The organism is Neisseria sp. P0022.S009 (assembly GCF_051956675.1).
GTDB lineage: Bacteria > Pseudomonadota > Gammaproteobacteria > Burkholderiales > Neisseriaceae > Neisseria.
The window spans coordinates 22,891-39,983 of the sequence record NZ_JBQCXE010000005.1 but is presented as its reverse complement, the minus strand read 5'-3'; the positions used below and the strand labels follow the sequence as shown (position 1 = coordinate 39,983).

Sequence of the window (17,093 nt, the reverse complement as noted above, 5' to 3'; positions counted from 1 at the left end):
TTATGAGTACTCCAATGGTTTTTACCAAAATACCAATAAAATCAAATAATCATTTCTAAATTTTTTTTTGTATGATTGGTCTTTTTGTGACTTTCCTGCAATTAAGCCACCCTGCCCGCCGTAACACTGACGATAACATCATCATGACTTGAGAATCATATCAACTGCAAGATAAATTCTCATTCTTAAATGCCATTTTTACAAAGGCATACACCTTTCTTAACTTATTACTATTGCAGCATTGGTATCACTATTACATAGTTATACATTCATAAGCATTTCATCCGCCCCCAAATAGACTAAAATACAACGCAACACCAACCATGTTTCCATACCTTAAAAAGGAAGCTCAATCATGGCACACTCCCCTCATCAAAACACACCCGATCCGGAAGACTACATCCCCTCCTTCCGCCGTCGAAACTTAGACACATCCGGCTTCATGAAAAAACTCGGACGCTTTGCCGGACGCTTGGGCAAACCTGTCGTCCGCCAGCTTTATGCGCTTTATTATCTCTGGGAATCCGAACATACACCCAAACGCGCCAAAATGATTATTGTCGGCGCACTGGTTTACTTCCTCAGCCCTATCGACAGCATTCCCGACCTTCTGATTCCCTTCGGCTTCAGTGATGACATTGCCGTCATTGCGTTGGTTTATTCTCAGATGAAAAACTATCTGACCGAAGACATCAAAGAAAAAGCCCGTCAAGCGGCAGACAAGCTGTTTGGTTCTTGATTTAGATAGAGTTCAACTTGCTAGGATTACTACCTTATGCTTCTATACACTCATCAAAAATAAAATACTTTGATTCCGACCTCCTTTTAATAAGGACTCACTTGAACCCTTTGATTCCAATATTTCTCTAATTTAAGTTTAAGGGAAAGATGACGACTAGTCAGAGAAGGTTAAATATGAGACTAAAATATCCTTTACTAATTCTAGAAAAGCAACTTTATTTCTTGGCTCTTTTGAAGCAAAACCAAATTCATATTCAAAGAAATACTCAACCACTTTATCTCCAGCCTGTAAGACATCCTCAATGACCTCTAACACTTGGTTTTGTTTTTCTTCTTCTAATCTCAAAAAATACTCTTTCACAAATGCATCAAATACTGTAACGACATCTTCCTCTTTGCTCATATCAAAATGATACAGAAACTCAACCTCTTCACTTGATACAACATTACTTTCTATGGACATCATTAGATTCCACAATACTGAATATTGTCTATGAAAATAGTCTCTACTTTTCAACTTTTCCCCCAATTCTTGCGACACATCCTTTATTGAACAGGTCTAGACTAGCATTCCTAGCTATTACCTACTTTAGTGAAAAAGCATCCATTTGACCATCATACCCCCTTAATCTCAATTTATTCCTAACAATTTTTTAAAACATCTCCCGAACGAATGTAGGTTTTAAAGAAGTTTTTGGGAACAGAGGCAATCTTAGGTGTGATAGATAAACCATAGTTTGCAAAATCTAAAGCCTGCTTTTTAGAATCGATTGAATCATAATACTCAACATACAATCTGCATAAGTTCACTTTGGTGATAGAGAATTGTTTTAACAACCAATCCTTATCAAGATCCTTCTCGGGATCTATGCTCGAAAATACGGTAGGATACGATGAATACTGAGCAGTAAAATCAATGGCGTCTTGGACAGCCTTTTCCAATTCAGCTTGATCCATGCCATTTCTATGATCGATAGATCCTAATCGCGTCCTTAAAGCACAATCCACTTCTTCTAACAGTCCCGATTCCAGAAAGAGGGGATGAAGGCCAACATTCACGAAATAGGCACTACCATCTGATTTTCGTTGAAAATAGATGACTGTGTAAAAATCATGATCGACTTTATAATAGTTATTGGTTCGCTTTAGTCGCAAAAAACCATTTTTTAGGAAGAGTTCTTTGGCCTCTTTCATTTCATTACCTCTATTTCTAACAGGATGTGGAGAGTTCCTCATTGCATTTTCCTAGGAATCTAAATGGATATAGGTTATCCCTACAACTTTCCCGTTCTCAATCGCATATTGCTTAACAGAATGAATGGAACTGATCAAACCTTCCTTACTGATTTCCTCTAGGGTTGCTGGCACTATTTGACCCTTTAATTTAAAATCCCGAGCCTTATCTATCTCCCCCACATCATCAATGGACGTCCAAAAGAGCATATATTCATCGCAATAAAAATAGATCTGATCATCATAGAACTCAGGTATTTTACAGAACTCAACTCCATCACTTTGCCTTTCTATCGCTCCACTATCTCGATAAACAAAGTAGGTCTTTTTCATTTTTCATTTCTCCTTTTATATTAATGGAAGGAGTATTCGCATTTCGTTCTACTCCGCTATCTTGCACTGATTTACATTTCTAGTTTAACAAAATGCTCTATCAGCGAATAATATTCATCTCTTCTTCAAGTGAAACCCTCATTCCTCTTCTATGTTTCTACTTCAGCTTCCACTCTAAATAATAAGCTAAAAATAAAATCAGATTAAGTCTGTAATACCGATATAAAATGCAAAAAGAAGGCCGTCTGAATATTCAGACGGCCTTCTCGGTTTATGACTTTTTTATTTCAAAGGCTGCATACCCATAACTTCCATCAAGAAGTTGGTAAACGCAGGATTGCTTGGCTTAGTATCCATGTTTTTCCAGCGTTGTTGCCAACCGCGCAAAGCACCTTGGATGTACTGTTTGGATTGCTCGGTAGTAATTTCACCACGTTGGCTGTCAACGGCAGAACGCAGATAAACTTCGTACATACTGTCATCGACAGAGTTGCGTCCCACTTGTTGGATTCGGAAGCGGTTCAAATATTGGGCAGCCTGAACTTTGGTCAGACTACCTTGGCTCACTTGGGTACTCAAGCGACGTGCTTCATCATGAATCTTGGAAACATCTGCCCAATGCGAAGGAGCCAAATGATAACCGGTAGCTGAAACTTGTGAATCAGCCTTAGGTTTTTTGACGTTGGTTGGTCGAACTGGCACTTCTTTCAAAGTCGGAACATAAATCGATTCACAACCGGCAAGTGCCACCACAGCAAGGATAGGAAGAATGTATTTTTTCATAATGCGCATTATAAGCATGATTCGTTGAAGAAACCAACTTTTGAATAACGGTATTCAAAGCTCATTAACTGAATTACAACAGATTTCATACGATATCTCAAGCCCATACGCAAAAAAGGCCGTCTGAAAACGGCCTTTTAACCACAATCCTATATTTATGCCAAATCGGCAAAAAGCGGCGTAGAAAGATAGCGTTCGCCATATGATGGCAACAAGACAACGATCAGCTTGCCTTCGTTTTCAGGTTTTTTAGCCAGTTGCAATGCGCTCCATACCGCAGCACCGGAAGAAATACCTACCAAAATACCCTCTTTCTCAGCCATAGCGCGCGCGGTTTCAAATGCTGCGTCGTTAGGCACTTTGACAATGCTGTCGTAAACAGTCGTATTCAAAACGCTGGGGATAAAGCCTGCGCCCAAACCTTGAATCGGATGAGGGCCTTTTTCGCCGCCACTCAATACTGGGGAAGCTTCAGGCTCGACAGCCACGATTTGAACTTCGGGTTTGTATTTTTTCAACACTTCGCCCACGCCGGTAATCGTACCGCCCGTACCCACACCGGCCACGAAAATATCCACTTTACCGTCTGTATCGCGCCAAATTTCTTCGGCAGTGGTTTTGCGGTGAACTTCAGGATTGGCCTCGTTATCAAATTGGCGCGGCATAAAGTAAGTATCTGGATGTTCGTCCACTAAAGATTGGGCTTTGGCGATAGCGCCTGCCATGCCTTCGGCAGCAGGGGTCAGAATCAATTCTGCACCAAACGCACGCAGCAGCATTTTGCGTTCTTTACTCATGCTTTCAGGCATGGTGATAGCCAATTTATAACCCCGGGCCGCGCACACCATGGCCAAACCGATACCGGTATTGCCGCTGGTCGCCTCAACGATAACGGTATCTTTATTGATTTTACCGGCTTGCTCGGCCGCTTCAATCATAGATTCGGCAATACGGTCTTTCACGCTGCTGCCCGGATTAAAGAATTCAAGTTTAACGGCAATTTGCGCTTTTAAACCTTCGGTCAGGCGGTTCAGTTTCACCAGAGGTGTGTTGCCGATCAGCTCGGTAATATTATTTGCAATTTTCATTTCCTGCTCCTGATTTAGATGTAATACAGCCTGCATATTAAACTCAGGCCGTCTGAAAAACCAATATCGAAAATTTCTTTCTTTATAACTTTTGGTTCAAGCGCGGTCAATATCCACTGCGCTCAAAAATCAATGCAACGGCAACCACAGCCTGCATCACGACGGCAACCGTCCAGCCTGCCCACATCTGCCGCATACTGAAAAGAGAGGCAGACTGCTTGCAAACAACCACTCTGTGCAGATAAAACACCAGCATCAGGACGCCCTGCAATGCAAACCAATAAATGGGTTTCAAAGCATAAATTTTCAGCAAGGCCGCCCATGCAAAAACCGAGCCTGCCAGCGGCAAGATGAAATAAACCGCGACAGCCAGGAAAACAAAAGCCAAAGTCATGACGACATTGGAAACGGCAAATAAGGTCAAACCGGCATATTCACCTGCCGACCAAAACTTTCTGTCTTCCGTTTTACTGCAATCGTCAATAAAGAAAAAAACACTGGCGACGGTCAGGTAAAAATGAGGGATGAACAAAGGGCCTGTATGCGTAAAGCCCCACATTCCGGGCAACAGGCGCGCGCCCAGTGCCGAAATCCCCAGCCACAACAGCACCGCAGCCCAAAACCATTGAAACCGCTGCGCACGAAAAATAAACGCCAACGATACCGCAGCATACGCAATGGCAAACCAAAAATCCAAAGAAACCATCATGAATACTGCAACTCGCCTTCGAAAACGGTTTCAGCAGGGCCGGTCATTTGCACATCACCCCCTTCTTCCCAACTGATAAACAGTTCGCCCCCAGGCAGAGTAACACGCACAGGCGCACCCGCTTTCAGCAGGCCATTGCGCACGCCGGCCACCACGGCCGCACACGCTCCAGTACCGCAAGCCTGAGTTTCCCCCACCCCGCGCTCAAACACACGCAACCGGACGGACAACTCATCTTCAATCTGCATAAAGCCGACATTGACCCGTTCAGGAAACTGCTCGTGCGATTCAATGGCACTGCCCCAATGCTCCACCGGTGCAGCCTCAACATCATCAACCAAAATTACCGCATGAGGATTACCCATATTCACACAGCTTACCGGCACAGATTCCAAACCGACCAAGACAATATGTGTCAGCGCATCTTCCGTTTCACCATGCGCAGGCACAAACGGAATTTCAGACGGCATGAAACGCGGTTTACCCATATTGACGGTAACCAAACCGTTATCCAACAGCTTCGGCACAATAATTCCTTTGGCCGTTTCGACCAAAATTTCCGTTTTATCCGTCAAACCCTTATCCGCGACAAAACGCGCAAAACAACGCGCACCATTGCCGCACTGCTCTACTTCCCGACCATCCGCATTGAAAATACGATACCGAAAATCGACCGCATCAGAAGAAGGCTTCTCCACCACCAAAAACTGATCAAATCCCACGCCGCGATAGCGGTCTGCCCATTGGGCAAGCGGCGCAGCCAACGGATCAAAGTCCTGCTCGATGGCATTGACCACCATAAAATCATTGCCCAAGCCGTGCATCTTCGTAAATTTTAAAGTTTTCATTATTCATTCACATTCTTATTAAATCATTATTCCGGCACATTCTACACCAGAATGATATATCCGTTTCTATCTTGTTTTTCAGACGGCCTTGCGCCCTTTTACCAATACTAACACCAGCCACCCCGCAAAAATACTATACTTCCAACATTACAAACATTTCTTATTACAAGGATACACATTATGAAAAAAGTTCTCTTACCCGTCCTTTTGGCCGCTTCACTCAGCGCATGTACAGTCGGCACGCCAGGTGTTTCCGTCGGCTTAGGTGTCGGTACCGGCATTGGCCGCCATGTCGGCCTGGGCACATCCATCAACATCCCTGTCGGCTTGGACAAAACCAAAACCACCAAAGGCACAGATTCAGACGGCATCCGTATCTCAGAAGAACAAATCGTGACCTATTTTGATGCACACGGCACACCCAGCAACAGCGCAGTCAAAGGAGGCTTCCATCGCCAACTGATCAGCAAACGCAACAACGAATATGTCGTCCAAGACTTTTACAGCGACAACAGCCAAAAACGCACGGACCCCTACGTCCTCAGCCGCAACCAGCTGATGCAGTTCCGCGCCACGCCAAGCAACGGCTCGCTGACCACTTACGCCTACAACGGCACCGTGATGCAGCAACAAGTATTCCAAAACGGCAAATTGGTTAACGCCAAATACTAAAAGCCGTCTGAAACGGCTGGAAGCCTGTGAAACTTGATTACAAAATATTTTTAACATTCAAACATTTGAAATATTTTGCACCATTTTCTTGAAAATATGGATTGACACATTTTTTCCAGCCATTATAATACGCCCCATTCCCCGATAGCTCAGTCGGTAGAGCGACGGACTGTTAATCCGCAGGTCCCTGGTTCGAGCCCAGGTCGGGGAGCCAAATTTTAAAAGCCTGAACTTCTGTTCAGGCTTTTTTACATCAATAAAGAACGATTGTTCTTCCCCAAAGAAAGCCCTGAATCCTCATAATAAAAAAGGCCGTCTGAAACCCAAATCTGGCTTCAGACGGCCTTTTATTTATTTTTAAATCAACGGAAGAAATCGCCCATACCTGCAGGCAGGCCTTGGGTGAATGCACCCATGGTTTTGTTGGTGGTTTCTTCGGCTTTTTCAGAAGCGGCATTGATAGCGGCCAATACCAAATCTTCCAATATTTCTTTGTCGTCAGCGGCTTCTTGAATCAAATCAGGGCTGATTTCAAGTTTGCGGACAACGTGCGAACACGTCATCACAACTTTTACCAAACCATTGCCTGCTTCGCCTTCAACTTCGGTTTCAGCCAGCTTGGCTTGTGCCTTTTTCATGTTTTCCTGCATTTGTTGAGCCTGTTTCATCAGGCCGCCTAATCCGGCTTTTCCGAACATATTTTACTCCTATGGGTTTGAAATAAATGGGTTCACTCATGCCGTCTGAAAAACGCTCTTACCTTTCAGACGGCCTTGTATATCAGTATTTTAAGAATGTCCTGCCAATTCTAAAGAATCCGGCAGCCATTGCGCTTCAAAGGTTTGCAAGATTTTCTGCGCCGTTGTATCCGCTTCCAGCAAATCTTGCGCCTGCTGCCGCCCTTCTTCTTGAATACGTTTGCGGCGCATAACCGGCGTTTCCCAGCCTTTATCATCCTGCCAAGGCTCGGTTTGCAGCCTTAAATTGCCAAGATGGTATGCCTCGCTCAACGTCTGGCAGATTTTATCCAAGCGCTCTTTATTGGCAGTGGCTTTGGCCTCATCCGTCAACGACAGCATGATTAATCCTGCTTCCGCATCATAACTCGTCCATGCCGCATTTTGTGCCAACATCTGCGCCGCACCTAATTTACGGGCGAAACGTTCGATAATGCTGTGCCAATTCTCAGTTTTAAACTCAGGCAAAGGAGCGAACTGAAGCTCTTCTTCATCTCCCTCCTCTTCTTCAGGCTCAGCAGACACAGCCGGCTGCGGTACTTCCATCACATCAGCACGATGTGAATCTTCAAATGCATATGCTTCATCAAAATACGGAGGTGGAATTTCCTCATCCATGTGCGGATATTCTTCCGGCTCAGGGGCCGTCTGAACTTTTGCAACAGGCAATGGCGCCTCCGCTTCTTGCATCTGCACCGTTTGTGTTTTAGGCGGCTCAGCCGATACTTGGCTCGGCATTTCCTCCCAAGGCGGTACATCCGCCTGTTGTTGCAGAACAGGCTGAACGGTTTCTTCAGACGGCCTTTCAACGGCATCCTGTTTGGCAGAAGCAGCCTCTTTCTCAACCGCCGTTGCTGCTATCGGCTCAGATTTCGGCAGCTGAAAAGGCTTTTTTTCGGCCTCAGCTTTCTGATGGTCGGAATGCAAATCCGTATGTTCAATCTGACTTTGTGTATCGCAACCGGAAGCGGCCAACGGCGCAAATGCGAGCATGCGCAAAAGCGTCATGACAAAACCGGCATACTCGTCCGGAGCCAGCGGTAAATCCTGTTTGCCATGAATAGCACATTGATAATAAAGCTGAATCTGCTCGCCACTCAAAGCCTGACTTAATCGCAGCAAAGTTTCACGCTCAGGGTCGTCATTTGCCAAGGCGGAAGGAATGGTTTGAATCAAAGCCAAACGTTGCAACAGCATGGCCAATTCTGCCAATGCGCTGTCAAAACCAATCGCTCTTGCGGACATTTCCTGAGCCTTTTCCAGCAAGGCCTCGCCGTTTTGATTGATGATTCCTTCAAGCAATTCAAACAAGTATTGTTTATCGACCGCTCCGATCATCTGGCGGACATCTTGTTCGGCCACTTTACCCGAACCCATAGCAATCGCCTGATCCAAAAGGCTCAGCGCATCGCGCATCGAACCGGCGGCGGCACGTCCTAAAAGCTGCAAAGCCTGCGGCTGATAAGGAACGTTTTCACGGTCCAAGACATGTGCCAAATGCTCGGCAACCTGCTGGGTTGTCATGTTACGCAAAACAAACTGCAAACAGCGGCTCAATACGGTAATGGGGACTTTATGCGGATCGGTGGTCGCCAAAATGAATTTAACGTGTTCAGGCGGCTCTTCCAAAGTTTTCAGCATGGCATTGAACGCGCTTTTGGAAAGCATATGCACTTCGTCGATGATATAGACTTTGTATTTACCCGCAGTCGGCGCGTATTGCGCGTTTTCCAACACTTCGCGGATATTGTCGATACCGGTATTCGATGCCGCGTCGATTTCCAATAGATCCACATAACGGCCGCTGTCGATTTGCGTACAGCTGTCACACTGACCGCATGGTTCGCCATGCACGGCATTTTCGCAGTTCAAGCTCTTGGCCAAAATCCTGGCAATCGTGGTCTTACCCACACCGCGTGTCCCTGTCAGCAGATAGGCATGGTGCAGACGGCCTTCGTCCAGCGCGTTGCGCAGGGCTTTGACGACATGTTCCTGTCCGACCAAATCGGCAAAGGTTTTCGGGCGCCATTTTCGTGCAAGAACTTGATAAGCCATGTTGTTTCTCTACGGGAAATAAATCGGAAGGCCATCTGAAAAGAATGATCTGCTGCTTTTCAGACGGCCTCAGAAAATGGCATATATTCTAGCATTTTTTTGATTTTTATTAAGGATTTTCTATCAAGCCGACGGCGACAGCATGTCATCAATGTTAGAATACTACACAAATGATAAACAATTTGAAACTCAAATCATTATGCCTGAAATCATACTACGCAACCAATCAGCCACTATGCAAGTCAATACAATGGGCGGATATATTGATTCCCTGATTCTAAAAGGACGGGAAGTCTTATTTCCGAAAACCAGCGTTCAAGTCGGCGATGACACAAAATTACGCGGCGGTATGCACGTCTGCTTACCCCAATTCGGACCTGACAGCAAAAATTATCTGGCCCAACATGGTTTCGGCAGAACATCAGACTGGGAAATCCGCCATCAAAATGAATCAGATATCGGCTTGAAATTAATCAGCACAGAAAAAGGCTACGAACACGTCGAATGGTTGCTCGATTACAGCCTGCCTAACGAAAATGAAGCCATCGCCATCCTAACCGTCTGCAATTACGGCGAATCACCCGTCCGCACTTCTCCAGGATTCCACCCCTACTTTACCGCCGCAGGTACACAATTTGATTTCAACGGCGCGCCATACGATGCCGACTATATCTCCCATACCGAATTTGTTTCTTCCGACCAGGATGCACACGTTGCATTTGACGGCTTAAAACTGGATATCCGTACCCACAATCTGCCTGTGTACGCACTCTGGAGCGATCGAAACGGCCAATATACTTGTGCAGAGCCAACCGCAGAAGGCAATGCGTTTTTATCCCCTGCCCGAGGCGGACAATTTGTTTCAGGGCACAGTAAAAAACGTTACGCCATGAAAATCAGATTGATGGCTTAACCCCCTTACAAATCCTCAATATCTAAAAACCACCCCGAAGGGTGGTTTTCTTATGGCTTACAGGCCATTGTTATTGATTGCATTCGCAATATCGCGTACCGCTGTTACATACATACGGCTGTGGTTGTATTGCCATACAGTGTAGAAGTTATTCAGGCCCAAATAGTATTCAAATACGCCAGGGCTGGTTTCCAAAGCATACAACACAGCTTTTTCATTATCGGCAACAGCAGCTTGAGGCACGACACCCAAGGCTTTGAAATCTGCGACAGTGCGTGTCAAAGCAGTTTTCTCATCGATAATCGCCTGCAAGTGCGGCGTAATCGTCAGACTGACCGGCACAACCATCTTACCGCCAGTCTGCCAGCCATGCTGTTTCATATAATTGGCGACAGAAGCCGCCACATCGCCGACATTATTCCAAATATCGCGATGCCCGTCACCATCATAGTCCACCGCCCATTTACGGTAGCTGGAAGGCATAAATTGCGGCATACCCATCGCGCCGGCATAGCTGCCTTTAAAGTCAAAGATATTTTCTTTTTCTTCTTTTGCCATCAGCAAAAGTTCGCTCAATTCGTTTTGGAAAAATTCGGCACGGCGTGGATAATCAAAGGCCAATGTACTCAAAGCATCGGCAACGCGGAAGCTGCCCGTATTTTTGCCATAATTGGTTTCGATACCGAGAATCGCCACAATCAATTCGGCAGGTACGCCGTATTTGCGTGCCACATCATCAATTACGGCACGGTTTGCCGCATAGAATTGTCTGCCGCCGTTAAATTTGGCTGCACCGGAGTTACCGGTACGGAATTCATACCAAGGACGCGAAGTGCTTGGGCGGTACATAATGGTAATAATATTGCCTTTATACACCACGCCATTGAAGAAGTTACGCAATTCTTCTGCACTGAAACGGCGGTTTTTCACTTCATATTGGATAAACTGCTGAACATTGACGTTTTCATTAAAACCGCTGCTGGCAACAGATTCAGCCGCTGCATCAAATACAGGGCGTTTTGCAGAGGAAACAGGCTCGACAGGTTTTGCCGTATCAACAGCAGGCTTTTGCGGAGTGCCGCATGAAGCTAAAGCCAAAGCAGTCAGACCTATCCCAAAGATTTTGATTTTATTCATAAATAATCTCTTTACTAAATAATACGACAAACCCGAACACGAATGAATATTCGGCCAATACATCATCCCTTCTGCTATATTTCCAGATAGACTTAAAAAATATAGACAAATCGATATTTACTTACTTCAGCTCAAGCAGATAAACAAGGCCGTCTGAAATTCAAGGAAACCCTTGATTTTCAGACGGCCTTGAATGAATCAATTACTCAGCGGCTGCAACAACAGCAACGGTAATTTTAGCAACAGCGTCAGTGTGCAGAGCCACTTCAACTTCGTATTCGCCAACAGCTTTCAAAGGACCGTTAGGCAGGCGTACGTTTGCTTTAGCAGCTTGGATACCGGTCGCAACAATCGCTTCAGCGATGTCAGCATTGGTAACAGAACCGAACAGACGACCATCAACACCGGCTTTTTGAGCAACAGTAATGGTTTGGCCTTCCAGTTTTTCTTGACGGGCTTTAGCATCCGCCAAGATTTCAGCTTGTTTGGCTTCCAATTCAGCGCGACGTGCTTCGAATTCTTTCATGTTGGCTTCGGTTGCACGTTTTGCTTTACCGGCAGGGATCAGGAAGTTGCGTGCGTAACCGTTTTTAACGGTAACGATATCACCCAAGTTACCCAGACCGCCGATTTTTTCTAACAGAATAATTTGCATGATTTAAACTCCAAAATTATTTGTGTTGATCGGTGTAAGGCAACAGAGCCAGGAAACGGGCACGTTTCACAGCAGTAGCCAACTGACGTTGGTAGTGTGCTTTAGTACCAGTAATGCGGGCAGGGATGATTTTGCCGTTTTCAGAGATGAAGTCTTTCAACAAATCAACTTGTTTGTAATCAACTTCTTGGATTTTTTCAGCCGTAAAGCGGCAGAATTTTCTACGTTTGAATGATTGACGAGCCATTGTCGTTTAACCTTTATATTCTTTAATGTTCTGTATGCGTAGTACCGGTTTGGGGAAGCGTTGGCTGCGTTGCGCCAAAAAACCTTCCGACTCGATGACGGCATCTTGCCGATACTGCCATTCCTCAGCCTGCTTACCTAAAATCCGCGCGGGAATTTCAAATTTGACCAGACATTTCTGTCCGTTTTCTTCCTGCCAAGATTCATGTTGCAACACAATATCTAAAACAGGAATTCCTGCCGGCGTATATCTCAAAGGCTGAACCTGTAAGATACGGGCGGTAAGCTTAATCAGATTGTTCAATCTTATTCGGCTGCTGCAACTTCTTCAGCCGCACCGTTCAGCAAGTTTTTTGCTTTTTCGCCGCCCAGCATTGGGGAAGCTTCAGTTACAGCGTGTTTTGTTTTGATGGTCAGGTGACGCAGTACGGCATCATTGAAGCGGAAAGCAGTTTCCAACTCTTCAACCACTTCAGGAGTAGTTTCGATATTCATCAAAACATAGTGTGCTTTGTGGATTTTGTTGATTGGGTAAGCCAATTGACGACGGCCCCAGTCTTCCAAACGGTGGATTTTACCGTTGGCTTCAGTAATCATGGTTTTGTAACGCTCAACCATAGCAGGCACTTGCTCGCTTTGATCAGGATGAACGATAAACACGATCTCGTAATGACGCATGTTATCTCCTTATGGATGATTAAAAACAGCCTTTCACCATGCGAAGTAAAAGGCAAGGCAAAGAGGCTGAATTTTATCCGCATTTCTTAAAAAATACAAGTCCGGATTCAAAATCCACTTTCTTTTCAATTAAAAAACAACATTAGGCCTTAGGGTTATTTCCTAGCAAACCACTCAACTATCTGCCAAAAATCTGCTAAAATCTGCTCCATCCTAATAAATACAGCATCAGAAGGCACACAATCATGGCTCTTTTGCAGATTTCCGAACCCGGCATGTCCGCCGCCCCCCATCAACACCGCCTCGCCGTAGGCATTGATTTAGGCACAACCAACAGCTTGGTGGCCACCGTACGCAGCGGCAGCGCAGTCTGTCTGCCCGATTCAGACGGCCGCACCACCCTGCCTTCGGTTGTCCGCTATTTGGATGGCGGAGTCGAAGTCGGCAAAAACGCCCTTTCCGCACAAAAAACTGATCCTCTGAATACGGTCAGCTCCGCCAAACGCCTGATCGGCCGCACCCTTACCGACCTTACACAAGACGCGCAATACCTGCCCTATCAATTTACCCCCAATGAGCGCGTGGTCGAATTAAACACCCGTCAAGGTGCGAAAACGCCTATCGAAGTATCGGCAGAAATCCTCAAAGCCCTCAAATTGCGCGCCGAAGAAACATTGGGCGGCGATTTGGTTGGCGCCGTCATTACCGTTCCTGCCTATTTCGACGATGCTCAACGTCAAGCCACCAAAGATGCCGCGCGTTTGGCAGGCTTGAATGTCTTGCGCCTCCTCAACGAGCCGACCGCCGCCGCAATCGCCTACGGGCTGGACAACGCCTCAGAAGGCACGTTTGTCGTTTACGACTTGGGCGGCGGTACGTTCGACGTATCCGTATTACAACTGACTAAAGGCCTGTTTGAAGTCAAAGCTACCGGTGGCAACAGCGCATTGGGCGGCGACGACTTCGACCATCGTTTGTTCTGCCACCTACTCGAACAAAACGACCTTTCCAAACTCAACGAACAAGACAGCCAGCTTCTGCTTTCCCTTGTCCGTACTGCCAAAGAAAAACTGACCACTCAAACCGAAGCCGTCATCGAAACCACACTTTCAGACGGCCATAAAGTCCATACTGTTATTACCCGCCAAGAGTTTCACAATCTGACCCAAAATCTGGTGCAAAAAACCATAGAGCCGGTCAAACAAGCACTGAAAGACGCAGGCGTGACCAAAGCCGACATTAAAGGCGTGATTATGGTCGGCGGTTCGACCCGCATGTTGCATGTTCAACAAGCGGTCGCCACCTTCTTTGGACAAACTCCGTTGAACAACCTCAACCCAGACGAAGTGGTTGCACTCGGCGCCGCCATACAGGCAAACGTCCTTGCCGGCAACAAAAACGACGGCGAATGGCTGCTGCTGGACGTGACACCTTTATCACTCGGCCTGGAGACCTACGGCGGCCTTGCCGAAAAAATCATCCCGCGCAATTCCACCATTCCTACCGCGCGCGCGCAGGACTTCACCACATTCAAAGACGGTCAGACTGCCATGACGATACACGTCGTACAAGGCGAGCGTGAACTCGTTTCCGACTGCCGCAGCCTGGCCAAATTTACCCTGCGCGGCATTCCGCCGATGGCAGCAGGCGCAGCGCGTATCCGCGTTACCTTCCAAGTTGACGCCGACGGTTTGCTGTCTGTTTCCGCACAAGAACAAAGCACCGGCGTACAGGCGCAAATCGAAGTCAAGCCTTCCTACGGTTTAGACGACAGCACCATCACCCAAATGCTCAAAGACAGCATGAACAACGCCGCCGAAGACATGGCCACACGCGCACGTGCCGAAGCCGTAGTCGAAGCCGAAAGCCTGACCGATGCCGTCAACGCTGCCCTTGAGTTGGATAGCGATTTGCTGGATACCGAAGAATTGCAACAAATTCAGCAAGACATCGCTGCTTTGCAAGGCCGTCTGAAAGACGGTAAAGCCGAAGACATCCGCGCCGCCGTCGCCAAACTCAGCCACAGCACCGACAACTTCGCCGCCAAGCGCATGAACCGCAATATCCAACGTGCACTGACAGGTCAAAGCGTTGATAATATTTGACGGCAAATGGTTTCAGACGGCCTTGAATCAAAAGGCCGTCTGAAAATCTAATATCCCAAACGACCTGATTACTTCTATGCGACTCTGGCACCAAACCCTTATCCCCCTACTCCCCCGCGCCCAGCTTTTGGGGCAACACCGCGAATGCGCCGCTTTACGCGGAGCAGGTTGGGGTAGGCCGCATGCGACGGTTAATTACGTTTTTACCCATTCACCCTACAAACTCTATCTGTATCACGCGTTGATTATGGAAGAGATGGAAAAGCGCGGTTACAAACCCGATGCCTTATGGAAAGACCCGCTATATCGCGGCAAAGCCATTGCCCCATACCATTCGCACGCGGCTGAAACAGCTACTTCGCCGATTTATGCCGAACATGATGATGCCTACTTGGACGAATGCCTGGAAAATTTAAAAAGTAAAGGCATCATGTTATAAACCCATTTTTCAGACGGTCTGAATATTGAATACCCAAGGCCGTCTGAAACCACTTTGAACCACAACCACTCTTAAACAACTGAGACAATAAAAATGCCAAAAATTACCGTACTCCCACACGCGACATTATGCCCCGAAGGCGCGGTTATCGAAGACGCACCGGAAGGTCAAACCGTCCTTGACGTACTGCTCGACCACGACATCGAAGTCGATCACGCCTGTGAAAAATCCTGTGCCTGCACAACCTGTCACGTCATCATCCGCAAAGGTTTTGACAGCTTGGAAGAACCGAGCGAACTGGAAGAAGACCTGCTCGACCAGGCATGGGGCTTGGAAGCCGATTCACGCTTGAGCTGTCAGGCAGTTGTTGCCGATGAAGATTTGGTCGTAGAAATTCCCAAATATACGATCAACCACGCGCGTGAAGACCATTAAAACAAGGATTAATGAAAAAGGCCGTCTGAAACCACAAATTCATGGTTTTCAGACGGCCTGTTGCTTATGCGGCAACCTATTTGATATGGGGAAAAATAAAACGCATACGCGAAATTTGCATGGAAGCCACTTTCTGTGTAGCGGAGTAATTTTCAATTTTCTCTTGCATTCTGATTTGATGCAGATTGCCATTATAACGGGGAGCAGCGTTCTGAGATTTGTTGACTGTCGGCAGTTCAGCCTCAGCCTTCAAAGCTTCCTCTGCCTCAATCGCCGAAAGTGCTGCCTCATCCCTTACCAAACCGAAACGCTCGATAATGGCATTGGCTTCATCTATATAACGCGATTTGTCCGCGCCATTTTCCAACACTGCATCTTCAAGCACGACCGACAAATGCTTGCTGCAATTTTCGATACGCTCGGCGATGCGCGAATAAACCATCCAACGTTTCAACCTCAATGCGCCTGCATCGTCATTGGGTGAAGCAGCATCCAGTTTAATCAAGCCATAATGTTTGCCGTAATACAGACGGAACACCAGCTGTTTCAAACCTTCTGTTTCGTCCAGCATCCGATAAAATTCGCGAACCAACAACAGCAAACGGTCAAATGCACCTGCTTTGGACAGATATTCCGGATCATCGGAAGCAAGCGCGTAAATCAGTTTGGACAGCTTGGCGTTGAGTGCGTTATTCATCTTTTTTCCTTTTATTTTTAAGCGATGGATTGTCTTAAGAGCCGTTCCAAAAAATTTGGTTGCATAGCGAAATGTAAATTTTGCATGGAAACCAAATCATTCAAAACGGAATAGAAAGTATAAAACGGTAGATTCAAAGGGAATATGCCGTGAATTTTAAGTGTCTTGCCGTATTTTAACGCAACTATGCTATTTTGTTAAAAAATAGCGTCATCATTTATCTGCCCTTCTTCCGTAAAACAATCTGGCAGTCCGACTTCTTCTTGATTAAAATAATTGGCAATAGTCGAAACCCAATAAAGGAACACATCATGAAATGGACAGATACTCAACGCATCGCCGAAGAACTCTACGATTTACACGGCGACAGCATCGACCCGAAAACCGTGCGTTTTACCCAACTGCGTGATTTGATTATGGCACTGCCTGAATTTGACGATGATCCGGCGCGTTGCGGCGAACGCATTCTCGAAGCCGTGCAACAAGCCTGGATAGATGAAGCGGAATAACCTTTTCCCTTTTCATCAAACAAGACCTCAGGCTGTTTTTCAGACGGCCTGAGGTCTTTATTAAATCTATTCATACAATT

At 46.3% G+C, this 17,093-nt stretch carries 22 protein-coding genes and 1 tRNA gene; 8 read left to right on the top strand and 15 right to left on the bottom strand.

What is annotated here, in order from left to right:
* Positions 1-355 precede the first annotated feature (355 nt).
* A complete protein-coding gene (locus ACTHUG_RS07925; protein WP_049349066.1) occupies positions 356-739 on the top strand; it encodes a YkvA family protein in 384 nt (127 codons plus the stop codon).
* 156 nt (positions 740-895) lie between these two features.
* Here the strand turns inward: ACTHUG_RS07925 and ACTHUG_RS07920 are convergent, their stop codons facing one another.
* The 7 genes from ACTHUG_RS07920 to dapF all read right to left on the bottom strand — a co-directional run bounded on the left by ACTHUG_RS07920 (position 896) and on the right by dapF (position 5,735).
* On the bottom strand, positions 896-1,207 hold the full coding sequence (locus tag ACTHUG_RS07920) for a hypothetical protein (RefSeq protein WP_440385559.1): 312 nt from the start codon (positions 1,205-1,207) through the stop codon (positions 896-898).
* A gap of 176 nt (positions 1,208-1,383) precedes the next feature.
* Complete coding sequence (locus ACTHUG_RS07915) at positions 1,384-1,977, bottom strand: DUF4304 domain-containing protein (protein WP_440385558.1); 594 nt, start codon at positions 1,975-1,977, stop codon at positions 1,384-1,386.
* A gap of 9 nt (positions 1,978-1,986) precedes the next feature.
* Positions 1,987-2,307, bottom strand: a complete 321-nt coding sequence (locus tag ACTHUG_RS07910; protein WP_414386996.1) for a hypothetical protein — start codon at positions 2,305-2,307, stop codon at positions 1,987-1,989.
* 282 nt (positions 2,308-2,589) lie between these two features.
* Complete coding sequence (locus ACTHUG_RS07905) at positions 2,590-3,090, bottom strand: membrane lipoprotein lipid attachment site-containing protein (RefSeq protein WP_432757692.1); 501 nt, start codon at positions 3,088-3,090, stop codon at positions 2,590-2,592.
* 155 nt (positions 3,091-3,245) lie between these two features.
* Positions 3,246-4,178, bottom strand: coding sequence for a cysteine synthase A (cysK, locus tag ACTHUG_RS07900; RefSeq protein ID WP_440385557.1), 933 nt, complete (start codon positions 4,176-4,178; stop codon positions 3,246-3,248).
* A gap of 106 nt (positions 4,179-4,284) precedes the next feature.
* Positions 4,285-4,887 (bottom strand): hypothetical protein, encoded by a 603-nt coding sequence (locus ACTHUG_RS07895; protein ID WP_440385556.1) that lies wholly within the window; start codon positions 4,885-4,887, stop codon positions 4,285-4,287.
* Complete coding sequence (dapF, locus tag ACTHUG_RS07890; RefSeq protein ID WP_049330948.1) at positions 4,884-5,735, bottom strand: diaminopimelate epimerase; 852 nt, start codon at positions 5,733-5,735, stop codon at positions 4,884-4,886. The genes ACTHUG_RS07895 and dapF overlap by 4 nt, the downstream gene beginning before the upstream one ends.
* A gap of 180 nt (positions 5,736-5,915) precedes the next feature.
* On the opposite strand from dapF, the gene ACTHUG_RS07885 reads away from it, so the two are divergent.
* Together ACTHUG_RS07885 and ACTHUG_RS07880 are read left to right on the top strand one after the other, a co-directional pair.
* Entirely contained in the window at positions 5,916-6,407 is a 492-nt protein-coding gene (locus tag ACTHUG_RS07885; protein ID WP_101755261.1) for a NemA protein, read from the top strand.
* A gap of 138 nt (positions 6,408-6,545) precedes the next feature.
* Positions 6,546-6,621 (top strand) — tRNA-Asn (locus ACTHUG_RS07880).
* A 148-nt stretch (positions 6,622-6,769) separates the two neighbouring features.
* On the opposite strand, the gene ACTHUG_RS07875 is transcribed toward ACTHUG_RS07880, so the two are convergent.
* Entirely contained in the window at positions 6,770-7,105 is a 336-nt protein-coding gene (locus tag ACTHUG_RS07875) for a YbaB/EbfC family nucleoid-associated protein (protein WP_440385555.1), read from the bottom strand.
* A gap of 90 nt (positions 7,106-7,195) precedes the next feature.
* Positions 7,196-9,199: a DNA polymerase III subunit gamma/tau gene (gene dnaX, locus ACTHUG_RS07870; RefSeq protein WP_440385554.1), complete on the bottom strand. Its 2,004-nt coding sequence runs from the start codon at positions 9,197-9,199 to the stop codon at positions 7,196-7,198.
* Positions 9,200-9,398: 199 nt separating this feature from the next.
* Between dnaX and ACTHUG_RS07865 the strand changes: the two genes are divergently transcribed.
* On the top strand, positions 9,399-10,112 hold the full coding sequence (locus ACTHUG_RS07865) for an aldose epimerase family protein (protein ID WP_314060270.1): 714 nt from the start codon (positions 9,399-9,401) through the stop codon (positions 10,110-10,112).
* Between the two features lie 57 nt (positions 10,113-10,169).
* Here the strand turns inward: ACTHUG_RS07865 and mltB are convergent, their stop codons facing one another.
* The 5 genes from mltB to rpsF all read right to left on the bottom strand — a co-directional run bounded on the left by mltB (position 10,170) and on the right by rpsF (position 12,828).
* Complete coding sequence (gene mltB / locus ACTHUG_RS07860; RefSeq protein ID WP_070825675.1) at positions 10,170-11,249, bottom strand: lytic murein transglycosylase B; 1,080 nt, start codon at positions 11,247-11,249, stop codon at positions 10,170-10,172.
* A 202-nt stretch (positions 11,250-11,451) separates the two neighbouring features.
* Positions 11,452-11,904 carry a 50S ribosomal protein L9 gene (rplI, locus tag ACTHUG_RS07855; RefSeq protein ID WP_036490126.1) on the bottom strand — a complete coding sequence of 151 codons (453 nt, stop codon included), beginning with the start codon at positions 11,902-11,904 and terminating at the stop codon, positions 11,452-11,454.
* A gap of 16 nt (positions 11,905-11,920) precedes the next feature.
* Positions 11,921-12,151: a 30S ribosomal protein S18 gene (gene rpsR / locus ACTHUG_RS07850; RefSeq protein ID WP_003678863.1), complete on the bottom strand. Its 231-nt coding sequence runs from the start codon at positions 12,149-12,151 to the stop codon at positions 11,921-11,923.
* A 6-nt stretch (positions 12,152-12,157) separates the two neighbouring features.
* On the bottom strand, positions 12,158-12,460 hold the full coding sequence (gene priB, locus ACTHUG_RS07845) for a primosomal replication protein N (protein WP_180947864.1): 303 nt from the start codon (positions 12,458-12,460) through the stop codon (positions 12,158-12,160).
* Positions 12,457-12,828 carry a 30S ribosomal protein S6 gene (gene rpsF, locus ACTHUG_RS07840; protein WP_004519252.1) on the bottom strand — a complete coding sequence of 124 codons (372 nt, stop codon included), beginning with the start codon at positions 12,826-12,828 and terminating at the stop codon, positions 12,457-12,459. Before rpsF ends, priB begins: the two co-directional genes overlap by 4 nt.
* 245 nt (positions 12,829-13,073) lie before the next feature.
* Here rpsF and hscA point away from each other — a divergent pair, with 245 nt between their 5' ends.
* The 3 genes from hscA to fdx all read left to right on the top strand — a co-directional run bounded on the left by hscA (position 13,074) and on the right by fdx (position 15,807).
* Positions 13,074-14,933 carry a Fe-S protein assembly chaperone HscA gene (gene hscA / locus ACTHUG_RS07835; RefSeq protein ID WP_440385553.1) on the top strand — a complete coding sequence of 620 codons (1,860 nt, stop codon included), beginning with the start codon at positions 13,074-13,076 and terminating at the stop codon, positions 14,931-14,933.
* Between the two features lie 76 nt (positions 14,934-15,009).
* Positions 15,010-15,372 carry a TIGR02328 family protein gene (locus tag ACTHUG_RS07830; protein WP_440385552.1) on the top strand — a complete coding sequence of 121 codons (363 nt, stop codon included), beginning with the start codon at positions 15,010-15,012 and terminating at the stop codon, positions 15,370-15,372.
* 93 nt (positions 15,373-15,465) lie between these two features.
* Positions 15,466-15,807 (top strand): ISC system 2Fe-2S type ferredoxin, encoded by a 342-nt coding sequence (gene fdx, locus ACTHUG_RS07825; RefSeq protein ID WP_003745561.1) that lies wholly within the window; start codon positions 15,466-15,468, stop codon positions 15,805-15,807.
* Between the two features lie 76 nt (positions 15,808-15,883).
* On the opposite strand, the gene ACTHUG_RS07820 is transcribed toward fdx, so the two are convergent.
* Positions 15,884-16,504 (bottom strand): hypothetical protein, encoded by a 621-nt coding sequence (locus tag ACTHUG_RS07820; protein ID WP_440385551.1) that lies wholly within the window; start codon positions 16,502-16,504, stop codon positions 15,884-15,886.
* A 311-nt stretch (positions 16,505-16,815) separates the two neighbouring features.
* On the opposite strand from ACTHUG_RS07820, the gene iscX reads away from it, so the two are divergent.
* On the top strand, positions 16,816-17,013 hold the full coding sequence (gene iscX, locus ACTHUG_RS07815) for a Fe-S cluster assembly protein IscX (protein ID WP_003682097.1): 198 nt from the start codon (positions 16,816-16,818) through the stop codon (positions 17,011-17,013).
* Positions 17,014-17,093: the final 80 nt, after the last annotated feature.